This window comes from Armatimonadota bacterium, assembly GCA_020354555.1.
GTDB lineage: Bacteria > Armatimonadota > Hebobacteria.
Genome location: CP070648.1, coordinates 191,475 through 202,046, shown reverse-complemented (window position 1 = coordinate 202,046; position 10,572 = coordinate 191,475). Strand labels below are relative to the sequence as shown.

The window sequence follows — 10,572 nt, the reverse complement described above, 5'->3', positions numbered from 1 at the left end:
GATCGCATCTGGTCGCACGAGCGCCCCTGGGCTCCGAAGCCTTGGCGAAGGGGCCTCGCTTGCGACGGCTCGAAGCCCCCGCGCGATGTTCAGAGGTCGGTTCGCTCATCTTCGTGACCTCCACGGGATCCCGGGCGGGCCTCAAAGCGCCAATTGCAGCACGTAGTCCCCCCGGTCGGTGCCGTCCGGCCACCCGCGTTCCCGCACGCTCTCAAGTCGGAACCCGCACCTCTCGTAGAACGCCCGTGTCCGCGCGTACGGCTCGTACGCAACCGTCGGCGCGACCGTCGCCACGCGAAGGCAGGCGATGCCGGCCTGACGCGCGCGATCCAACATGGCAGCCAACAGCGTCCTGCCGATGCCGCGTCCGTGATGTTCCCTCGCGACGGCGACCCACGCGATCTCCCACTCGTCAGGCTTTTCCTCCCAAAGCACAAAGCCTACAATGTTCCCGTCCTCATCGGCCGCCACGAGTCCCGGCAATCGGCAGTCCTCGGCGCGCACCCTCTCTACCGCCTGGGGAGTGAACCACTCCGGCAGCGCCTCCATGATGGCCGTCATCGCCGGCACATCTTCCATCGTCGTCGGCCGCAGTTGAGTCTCGCTCATCGCGCTCTGCGCGCCACGAAGATCATCTCTGGGCTCTCTGCCGTCAGCGCGCTGCGGTCGAAGTCCCCGTACAGCGCCTCGACCTCGAACCCGCCCGCATCCAACATCCACTCCATCTCGAAGCGAAAGAAGTAGCGCAGCTCCAACGCGTACTCGCGCACCATCACCTCGCCGTTGGGCGCAGTACATTCATAGCGCGGGCGCCACACCAGCCGCTGGTTCGCAGTGTCGTATTCGGTCTTCCCCGTCTCACGAATATCGCTGCCGTCCGGCCCCGTGTACGTCGCTTCACTTTCCTCCACCGGCCCGATCGCCGCGAGACGCGACATCCGCGGATTGAACACATCAATCGCCAGTCGCCCGCCGGGCGACAGATGACGCGCACACGACTCCAGGCAACCCCGCTGCTGCGACCGTTCGAGCAGCGCCTGGAATGAGCGGAACGGGATGATGATGAGCCCGTATGTCGCGCCGAGATCGAAGCCGCTCATGTCGCCTTCGACCAGGCGCACGCGCGCCTGCACCTCGCCAGGTTCCTGCGCCAGCTTCCGCCGCGCCACCGCCAACTGGTGCGGCGACAGATCGAGGCCGGTGATCTCATATCCCGCCCGCGCCAGCGGGAGCACCACCCGCCCCGTGCCGCACGCGAGTTCGAGCACCGGCCCGCCGGTCTGGGCCGCCAGCGCCAGCCACAGGGCGACGTCGTCGCCGATTCCGCGCGTTGCGTAGTGATAGTCGTACGTCTCCGAGATCCATGCATCCCTGTACAGGTTCGAGTCGGGGTTCATAATTCGCTCCGGAGCTCCTTGCTCAAGTACGCGACATCGCGGCGGACCTCATAGCCCGCGTCCTCGTAGAATCGGATCGCCTGCGGGCGATCCGCGGTGGTAAGCAGCGCGACGCGCTGCGCGCCGAATGCCGCCAGCCGCGCCTCCGCCTCCCCCATGAGGCGTTGGCCAACGCCGCGTCCCTGATAATCCGGATGCACGGCGACCCGGTTGATCCACGCCCGCCGGCCGTCCCAATCCCCCAGCGCGGTCCCGACGACGCGCCCACCGAGTTCCGCCACCAGGCACAAGTCCGGATCGCGCGCCAGCTTACGGTCGAGCGCCTCCTTGCTGTCACCCGCTCGAATATGGAAGCCCACGCTCCGCCACAGGTCGGCGACCTCGTCGTAGTCCGTTGGGCGGTAGCCGCGGATGTGCGGCTCGCAGGGGTCGGCCGCGGGCGCCGCCGCGAGCGCCTCCCACTCCTCGCGCAGGATGGCCATCGTCACGACGTCAATCCACTCGCCGGCCTTGAGAATGGCTCTGCGGCGCAGCCCCTCATACCGGAAGCCGCACTTTCCGTAGCACCGCCGCGCGCGGACGTTGTGCGCCCACGTCTCCAACTGTATGCGATGCAGGCCCCGCTCCGCGAACCCCATGCGCAGCATCTCGCGCGTCGCCGCCGTGCCGTAGCCTTTGCCCCAGTATGACTTCTCGCCGATGTGTATGCCAAACATGGCGCTCTGCTCATCGCCGCGCAGGTGCAGGCCCGTGCCGCCGATGTGACGCCCCTCCGCCTCGATCGCCAGCACCAGCTCCTTGCACTCCGGCGACGAGATGTGCGCAAACCACTCGCGTTCCTCCTCGAGCGTCAGCCCCGGCTCGCGCTTCAGCCACTGCATCACCTCGGGGTCATTGAACCACCGCACGTAGTTCGGCAGATCGCCTTCCGTTATCGGCCGGAGGCGGACGATTGGACCATTCATCTCTTCATCTCCTATTGCCGGTTTTCACCTTTCTGCGATGCCACCGGCAGGGATCGGGAACCGCTTGCGCATGAGGCCGGCCTCGAACGGCTCGTAGCCAAGGCGCGCATAGAGCGCACGCGCCTGATCATCGCCGGTGCGCATCATGAGATTGATCTGATACGCGCCGGCCTTGGCCAATCGCCGCTCGATCTCCGTCACCAACGCCGAGGCGATAGCCTGCCGGCGATACGCGGGCAATACCGCAACCCGATAGAGCCACCCGCGGAAGCCGTCCCACGCGCCGATCGCTGTGCCGACGAGTGCCCCCGACATCCGCCAGCCGCAGAGGACGTTCCGTCTCAGCATCAGCGCCTGCCTCACGACCTCCCGATCCTCGCCAACATGCGGCCATAACCCCACCTGCTCCCAGACGCCGATGATGTCTGCGACATCCTGAGGACCGAGTTCGCACAAGCCGTCGGACGGACACTGCTGCAACGCCTGCCACTCCTCGCGCAGCAATCCCATTACCACCAGGTCCACGAGCGCGCCGCGCTTGAGGACGGCCTGGCGCAGCATGCCTTCGTGACGGAAGCCGCACTTCTCGTAGCAGCGAATGGCGCGTGGGTTCCCGGCCCACACCTCGAGCTGAATGCGGTGCAGGCCGCGTTCCTCGAAACCGATCCGCAGCATCTCCCGCGTGGCGGCGATGCCCCAGCCGTGGCCCCAGCGTGACTTCTCCCCGATGACAATGCCGAAGGTCGCGATCGGGGCATCGTCGCTGAAGTGCAGCGCCGTGGCGCCGATATGGTGACCGGCGGCCTCGATCGCCAGCACCATCTGCGTGCATTCCGGCGACGAGATCCGCGCGAACCACTCGCGCTCCTGCTCAAGGGTACGCTCGCCCCCTTCACGCACCAGCCACTCGGTCACCCCCGGATCGTTGAACCAGCGGACACGGTCGGGCAGGTCCTCCTCGGTAATCGGCCGCAACAGCACCGTCACTTCGTTCATCGCACAATACCTCCACTGCCGTTGACAACTATGATCGCTAAGGACCGCGCCCGTCGCTCTCGGGCGCGCGGCCTGTCCTGAGCGGTGGCCGAAGGGCCTGTGCCCCGCGCGCAGACCTACAACCCTCTCCCTACCAGGGACTTGTGCGCCTGCGGCGCAGAGGCCGGGCCGCGTGAGCGGCGCGGGTGAGGGTGACCCGGAAACGGCTGTGCAGACGGCGTGGCCTTCACTCTCTCCCGCACCGACGGGTCGGGGCGGCCTGCCCCGACGAACGGGATGCGTTCGCGGCAGCGACGCACACGGTCTCGCGACCACATCCGGTGGCGCAAGCGTCTCGCTTGCGTAGCCCAGTTGGTGGCGCGGGCGTTTATCCTGAGCGTCGGTCGAAGGGTCCTCGCCTGCGATCTATCAGCGCGCGTCCTCCCCCGCGCGCGCCTCACAGCGCCTTCCCCATCACACTCACCTCGCGGCGATCTTCATATCCCAGGCTGTGGTAGAATGCCCGCGCTCGCTCGTTGTCCGTATTGTAGATGACGTTGATCGAAATCGCCCCCTTGCCGACCAAACGCTCTTCCAGTTCCCGCATCAGAACCCGTCCGAGTCCGCGCCGCTGATAATCCGGATGCATCGCCATGCGATACGCCCAGCCCCGCCGCCCGTCCCACCCGCCGATGACCGTGCCGACGATCCGCTCTCCCGCGCAGGCGACGAGGAACAGATCCGGGTCGCGCCGCAGCTTCTTGGCGACCTCGTCGCGCGCGTCCGCGGGACGCGGGCCCAGCCCGGCCGCGTGCCACAGCGCCGCGACCTGCTCGTAGTCGGCAATCGTGAACGCGCGAATTCGCACGGAGCCCGTGCCCAGCGCCGCCTCCTGTAGCTCTTGCCAGTCCCCGCGCAGCATCGCCATCATCACATCGTCGTGCCATTCCTCGTCCGCGAAGAAGCTCTCCCGCTCCACGCCCTCGTGGCGGAACCCGCACTTCTCGTAACACCGAATCGCGCGCGCGTTGTACGCGGCCACGCGGACAGCCACGCGATGACAGTCCATCTCCTCGAACGCGAGGCGCAGCATGAGCCGCGTCACTTCCGTGCCGTAGCCCTTGCCCCAGTAATCGGGGTTGTCAATGCCGATGCGGAACCGCGCACGTCGGCTGCCTTCGTCCGTCATCTCGACCGTCGCGTGCCCAATGTACCGACCGTCCGCCTCGACTGCGTGGAAGTGACCCTGTTCGCCCCGCTGCACCCGCTCGAACCACCGCCGCCGGTCCTCCATCGTCGGCCGCCGCGGCGAGGTCAGGCTCCCGCCGTACATGTGCCGCAGCTCCGGCGTCCACACGCGCAGCGACTCCTCGAGGTCGCTCTCCCGCAGCGGCCTCAGCAGCACGCGTTCGCCCTTGATGACATCCGGTCCCCGCTTCGTCCCGCCGGCCTCGCAGTCGCTCATCCCGGTAACCTCCCCCAACAAAATCGAAAACCACAGGCCTTTTCTGTCTGCCTGTGGTTTCGCCGGTGTCGCTTGCTATGCGGTTACGGTTAGGGCGTCAGGGTGGACCAGCAGGCAGCATGGACGAAACGCGCGCGGTGGCGCGCAGATCCCCACGAAGTGAAAACGGATTATACATGCTCTGCCTGCTCTTCTTCATCGTCGCTGGCACAGCATAGCAGCCCGGTGTCCCCTTGTCAAGACGAGGCGAGCCCAACTCCCGTCACTGCGCCGTGCTCCAGGTTCGCCGCGGCCGCCGCGGGGCCTCCTCAGAACAGGAAGAAGCGGTGACCGCGGACGCCGCTGATGCTGTCAATCACAATCCATAGCGCGGCGGTCGCGAATTCGCCCAGCACCAGGCCGAGGAAGAACGGGCGCGCCCTGCGGAACAGGCTCATCCCTCCCCAGCGCAGGATGAGCCACTTGAACCACCACCCGACGAGAATCGAGAACCACAGCTGGATCATCGGCCAGCTCGGGCCCATCGCATAACCGATCGGGTGCAGCGGCCAACCGACAAAGCGCGCGCGTAGCGCCATCAGCGCCCAGGTGGCCACCGCGCCGACCCCGGTCAACTCGATGTCGGCCAGGCTGGCCTTGCGCGGGTCGGTGAGGTAAGAGGCCAGCACCACGAACGGCTCCCGCGGCGACGAGATGAGGAACCATTGCTCCAACGTCACCCCGCCATAGCGGTACGCCAGGATGATCAGCGCGGCGTAGCTCACCACCGTCGCGATCACGACCCCCGCCGCCAACGCCGGGAGCAGGCGCCGCTTCGGCACCTGCGCGGCGTCGCACATGCGCCACGCGTCCATGAATGACGGCATGATGAAGGAGCGCACGTCGAACAGCGCAAGTGCGCGCTCGACGTAGGCGAGGACGGTCAGGTTGTGTGCCCCCAGCGGTCGCGTGCCGACCGCGGCGATCATGATATCGGACGGGCGAAACGGCGCGGCGATGAACAGCAAACCGCCCTCCGCGACGAATCGCGTGAGGACGATCGCCGTGATCAGGAAGAGCACGATCGAGAGCAGCGCGATTCCGAAGTCGAGCCCCGCGGTCGAGAGGATCGCCGCCAGAAGCAGGGCGCCCGCGCCGAGGCCGAGCACCGCGACGTGGTATGGCAAGGCTTCGTCCGCGTCGGGCGCTTCGCGATCTGGTTCCGCGGGTCCCTGCTGTCTCACCGCCGCAACCGTACGATCCCACACTGTCCTCAGATGCGCTCGCGCGGCCCACGCCATGCCGCCGCCGAGCATGAAGAACGCCCCCAACATCTGGTACGCCGCGAAGGTCGGCGTCGAGTAGGTCGGGACGTAATCAAGGGCATAGCCTAGCGCCACCACCCCGATCGTCTCGAGCTGATACACGAAGTAGAAGAACCACAGGCTGAACGACAGGTCGGTGGGGATGAGGAAGCTGAACCCGATGACGCTGAAATGGGTCCAGATCCCGAGCATCCCGGTCTGGTTCCACGGCCACGACCTGAAGTAGTGCGCCAGGTCGTGAGCGACCGGGAGGTCGGGCACCGCCGGCAAGTACACGTGCAGCCCATTCATCGAATGAACGATGAACGGGATCGCGAAGCCGGCCCACATCACACGGCTGCGGAAGAACGACGGGAGCGCGGCGGTCACCGGCTCACTGCGCGTGATGTCGAGCGGAATCTGCACCAGGGGGAAGGCGAGGCGCTCGCGCTCGACCCATTGGCGCCGCAGGACGACGGTGATGCAGAGCAGGATGAAGAACAGCGTGTAGGCCATCGCGGTCCATGCCGCCATCGGGATCAGCCACGCGCCCCACGGGATCGTGCGCAGCAGGCCCACCGGGCCCATGCGCTGCGCGTCGGGGATCGCCTCGTAGAACTGCCGTATGATCTCCGGGCCCGCGGGATGGAGCCACTTCGGCAGCCACGCGTAAACGCCGTACACCCAGTTGTCGCTCATCGTCCCAGCGACCGCGGGATAGCCGCGCAGATCCACCGGCACGAACCACTGCGGGATGTGGCGGAAGAACAGGGACTGCCATCCGTTCTCCGGGGTCTCGAAGTAGAATGCGCCGGCCAGGGTCGGCAGGAGGTATTCAGTCAGGCCGAACGACGGGATGCCTGCCGCGACGAGCATGATGAGGTAACTGACCAGCACCTCGCGCCGCGTCATGCACCAGCGCGGCGACAGGCGGTGTAACAGCGCGTTGACGCCGCCCGCCCACAACGCGAACAGCACAAACGCGCCGATCGGCAGGTGGCAGGCGGCGATCCATGTCCCGCGCAGGTAGAGTTCGGTCCACGGCGTGATGACGCCGAGGGCGGCGGTGCCCACGAGGCCGACGGCGATGGCGCGGCGGGTGACGGCGGGTTCGTGCACCGTAGGGCCGGCCGCAATGGACGCGATGATGGCCTCCTCCGAGCCGACGGTGCGACAGTGGCGCTTCCGCCGGCGGAGGCCCGTCTGCCGCTCGCTCTACGCCGTCAGGCTGCCGCGCGCGCCGCCGCGGTCACGCAAGCTTCTGGCTCAGCCGGCAGGTCCACTCGGCGACCTCGGAGGTCTTCAACCGCTCGTAGCCGACCACGAAGGTCTCGAAGTCGTCGCCGAGGGGGCCCTTCCACTTCTCAGGAATGCCGGACGCGCCGAGGACTGTGCCCATGATCGCGGCGGTCTGCCCGGCGCTGCAGTCGGTGTCGAGTCCGCAACTGGCGGTAATGCAGGTCGAATGCTCGAAGTCGCCCTCGCCGAAGAGGAGGCCGATCACAACCGCGCAGATCGCCGGGAACGTGTGATCGGGATGGTAGCGCCCGGCGTGGCTCGCCTCCGCCTTCTCCCATGCTTCCAGCCAAGAGCCCGACTCGTCGCACCATCTGATCGAGTCCCGCACCACCTCGGCAAACCGCGAACGCGCAGGCACGAATCCCAGGCAGCTCTCGAGCAGCGTGCGCGGGTTGCGTTCGACGAATGCCGTGGCGATCAGCGCGGCGTCGTACAGCTCGCCGTAGACGCCGTTGCGCTCGTGCGCGACAATCGCGTCGCGATACGCGTACTCGACCGCGTCCGCCGGGCGGCCGGGGCACAGCAGCCCCCACACCTCGCCCTTCATCTGTCCGCCGATCCATTCGCGGTAAGGATTGTCCACCAACGCGCACTCCGGCGGCATCAGGCCGCGCCTCAGGTTCTCGATCGCGACGCGCTCGGCGGTGTAGGACTGAGGAATGCGCTCGACCCACTCGAGGCCGATATCGGTCGCTGTGAAGTCCCGCCCTTTGTCCTCGACGACGTGAAGGGCGACGATCTCGTAGGCCGTATCGTCGTTGAGTGTGCTCGGCGGCTTCTGCACGTAATCGCTGATCTCGCCGTACGCCTCGGCGATGCGCTCGCGCGTCCACCCCTCGATCGGGCCGCCGAGCGCGCCGCCGATGTTCTTGCCCAGCCACCCGCCGTGAATACGGTCGCGGGTCGCGTCGCCTTCGCATATGACGACCGGCGGCCGCACCGTCGGCATCTCCGCCTTGATCCCCTCGAGATCGGTCGGCTCGACATACGGCCAATCGGGCAGCGGCGGAGAACTCCGCAACGCGGCCCGCGCCTGCGCCACCAAGCGCACCGTGCGCTCAGGCCGCTCGGCCTCGAGCGCCTGCGCTGCTTCCAGCGCAAGCCGCTCCGCCTCGCTCACGTCGTGGCCGAGCTCGCGCTGCGCGGTGATCATCTGATTGCAGTACCCCAGCAACCCGGGCGCCTCGTCGAGACGCCACGTTGTCTCCAACACTGCCATCGTATATCCTCGGAATGATTTCGTGGACCGGAGCGGCGACCGCGCCTCGCCGCGGCCCAGCCGCTGTACCTGTGCCGTGCCGCTCGGACACTACCTTGGCCAGCGCTCCTTGATCCCCGGCAGCTCCGGGAACGCCGCGTGCGGCTCCGCCTGGTACCAGTAGGCGACTGACGCAATGTCGTCCTGCATCGGCTGGAACTTCGCGTTCGGCCACCATCCCAACGCCTGGATCGTCACCCGCAGGTCCTGACGGAAGCGGATCGGATCCATGATGTGCCAGCGATACAAGCCGTGCTTCGGCACCTGGCCGGGATTCCGCTGCCACAGCGGGTACCCGAGGAACGGCCCCGTGAAAGTATCGCCGAACGCCCACGCTCCGCCGAAGTAGTCCTCGGTCCCCGTGCCACAGATAGTCGGGAACTCGTCATCCCCATCAATGAAGAACTTGATCTCGCCTTCACCCCACCAGCCGTTGGCAAGCTGGGTCCAGGCGAGGAAGGTGCCGACGTAATGGCCCTCGCCCTTGACGCCGTCGAGGATGGTATGCTGCGGCGCCTCGCGCGGCGTCACCGATCGCCGCCACTGCGCGTGCAGGTACGCCGCATTGTCGGGTACCGGAGTCAGGCTGTACGTGACTTGGTAGAAGAATCCCTCAATCGGCTCCCAACGCTGGTTCTCGACTGTGATCCTGCAGTGCTTGCGAAAGGGCATCGGCCAGTAGCAGTTCATGCCGCCGTTCGGGTTGACCGCCACCGGCAGGGATACGACGTTGTACCGCAGGCCGTGGCCCAGCGCGAAGAAGTCGCCGAGCGGGGTTTCGATCGACGGGGTCTTCTCGTCGTCCCAGTAGAACCGCAGGACGCAGTCCCGCAGTGCCTTCTCGGTCACGGTACTCCAGATGTGCTGGATGATGCCGGGTCCGTCAATGTCCGCCAGTGTGGTGGTGCTGCCTGCTTCGAGCGTGATGCAGGGTCGGACCTTCCACCCCCGCCCGAGGTCCGACGCATCGCTGCGCGCATCCGGCACCGCACGCGCGCCCCCGCCGCGCGCCCCGTCCGGATTCTCCGCCGAAATCGAGCGCGTTTCGGCATCGCTCAGCAGGGGGATCGCCCCTAGCCCGAAGTTCAACCCAAAGTTGTCAAACACGCTCATCCTCCGGTGTTCGGCATTATCTTCAGATCCCGCCGCCCCATCCGCCGTCAAAGAACTCGCAGCAGCAAGCGTTAGGAACACCACAATCGCGCTCGCCACTATCCGCGGTAGCTGTGTGGGACACATGAGTCGCACCTCCCCGTGCGGCGCTTCCGGCCGATATCGCGGTGCATCCGCCGCCGCGCCTTGGGTCCCGTGAAACGGTCGTCCTCCGCCGCAGATCCAACGTATTCGTGGGCCGGCCCGCCCTGCTGCGACCGGGCGGGCCGGCACACTCGGCATCCCGCCGGACTGGGCGCAACCGCCGCCGCGGTTGCGCCGGCCAGTCGAGGATGTGCCATACTGTCGAAACGCAAGCTACTGCAGCTCGTTGGGCGACGTCAGCAGCGAGATCATCTGGTAGAAGCCCAGCCGCATGTACTTGACGTGACCGTCTACGAACCCCATCGGCATGGTGCACGGAATCACCGGCGGCTCGCCGTAACCCACCGCCGCATACAACTCCGGCGGGATGATATGGGTCTGCGTGTACTCGTGGCTGTAGCCCTCGTGGTCGCCGAAGCCGAGGCAGCCGGTCATCGGCTTCCACACCGGATCGTCGAAGTTGCCCACGGCGTTGGAGCACGCCCAGTACTCCTGCGAGTCGTGATACTCATCTGTGCTAATGTAGCCGAGCAGCCAGGCGATGTCCCAGAACGCGCCGGATTCGCCGCAGAACTCGGACGCGGCGAGCGGGTCGCCGCCGCCGAAATGGCAGCACCCCCACCAGTAGGAGCCGGCCATGTAGAACGGGTACCCCGGGTACCCCACCGTGCCG

At 67.0% G+C, this 10,572-nt stretch carries 9 protein-coding genes; all 9 read right to left on the bottom strand.

The genetic code is table 11. The features are described 5' to 3' along the window. Window positions 1-141: 141 nt before the first annotated feature. Window positions 142-609 carry a GNAT family N-acetyltransferase gene (locus JSV65_00800; protein UCH34928.1) on the bottom strand — a complete coding sequence of 156 codons (468 nt, stop codon included), beginning with the start codon at window positions 607-609 and terminating at the stop codon, window positions 142-144. Next, entirely contained in the window at window positions 606-1,397 is a 792-nt protein-coding gene (locus JSV65_00795) for a class I SAM-dependent methyltransferase (protein UCH34927.1), read from the bottom strand. Before JSV65_00795 ends, JSV65_00800 begins: the two co-directional genes overlap by 4 nt. Further along, window positions 1,394-2,362 carry a GNAT family N-acetyltransferase gene (locus JSV65_00790; GenBank protein UCH34926.1) on the bottom strand — a complete coding sequence of 323 codons (969 nt, stop codon included), beginning with the start codon at window positions 2,360-2,362 and terminating at the stop codon, window positions 1,394-1,396. The genes JSV65_00795 and JSV65_00790 overlap by 4 nt, the downstream gene beginning before the upstream one ends. 24 nt (window positions 2,363-2,386) lie before the next feature. Next, window positions 2,387-3,358, bottom strand: a complete 972-nt coding sequence (locus JSV65_00785; GenBank protein UCH34925.1) for a GNAT family N-acetyltransferase — start codon at window positions 3,356-3,358, stop codon at window positions 2,387-2,389. A gap of 436 nt (window positions 3,359-3,794) precedes the next feature. Next, window positions 3,795-4,802, bottom strand: coding sequence for a GNAT family acetyltransferase (locus JSV65_00780; GenBank protein UCH34924.1), 1,008 nt, complete (start codon window positions 4,800-4,802; stop codon window positions 3,795-3,797). A 308-nt stretch (window positions 4,803-5,110) separates the two neighbouring features. Next, on the bottom strand, window positions 5,111-7,204 hold the full coding sequence (locus tag JSV65_00775) for a hypothetical protein (protein UCH34923.1): 2,094 nt from the start codon (window positions 7,202-7,204) through the stop codon (window positions 5,111-5,113). Between the two features lie 130 nt (window positions 7,205-7,334). Continuing rightward, entirely contained in the window at window positions 7,335-8,603 is a 1,269-nt protein-coding gene (locus JSV65_00770) for an ADP-ribosylglycohydrolase family protein (GenBank protein ID UCH34922.1), read from the bottom strand. A 90-nt stretch (window positions 8,604-8,693) separates the two neighbouring features. Next, window positions 8,694-9,755: a DUF2961 domain-containing protein gene (locus tag JSV65_00765; protein ID UCH34921.1), complete on the bottom strand. Its 1,062-nt coding sequence runs from the start codon at window positions 9,753-9,755 to the stop codon at window positions 8,694-8,696. Between the two features lie 357 nt (window positions 9,756-10,112). Further along, on the bottom strand, window positions 10,113-10,572 hold a 460-nt coding region (locus JSV65_00760), incomplete at its 5' end, for a hypothetical protein (protein ID UCH34920.1).